General features: G+C 58.5%; 1 protein-coding gene. It reads left to right on the top strand.

Annotation, left to right across the window (positions count from 1 at the left end; translation table 11 throughout):
* Positions 1-270: alpha/beta hydrolase (locus tag SB659_RS19595; protein ID WP_410551614.1), on the top strand; the 270-nt coding region annotated here is incomplete at both ends.

Here is a 270-nt window from a genome sequence, read left to right as displayed (position 1 = left end):
CAACCTGCAACAGCTATGGAGCAAGGAAGGCACAAAGCGGCATGTGGCCGGTTTTTTCGACGTTCAGCTCTTCAATCCGGAGTGGGACCGGGAACTCCACGACTGCCCGCCGCGCGATTATTACGCGCACGCAGCCGAACGGCTGGCGTCGCTGGTCGATGATGTCCGAAGGGAGCATCCGGACGATACCGTGACTATCATGTCGCATAGTCAGGGAACCATGATTGCCCTTGCCGCTACTGCGTTGTGCAAGGAGCGTGCACCAGATTC

Source organism: Arthrobacter sp. SIMBA_036, from assembly GCF_046535135.1.
Classification (GTDB): Bacteria; Actinomycetota; Actinomycetes; order Actinomycetales; family Micrococcaceae; genus Arthrobacter.
Note: the sequence above shows the minus strand (reverse complement) of the source record. Positions and strands in the feature narration are given on the sequence as shown.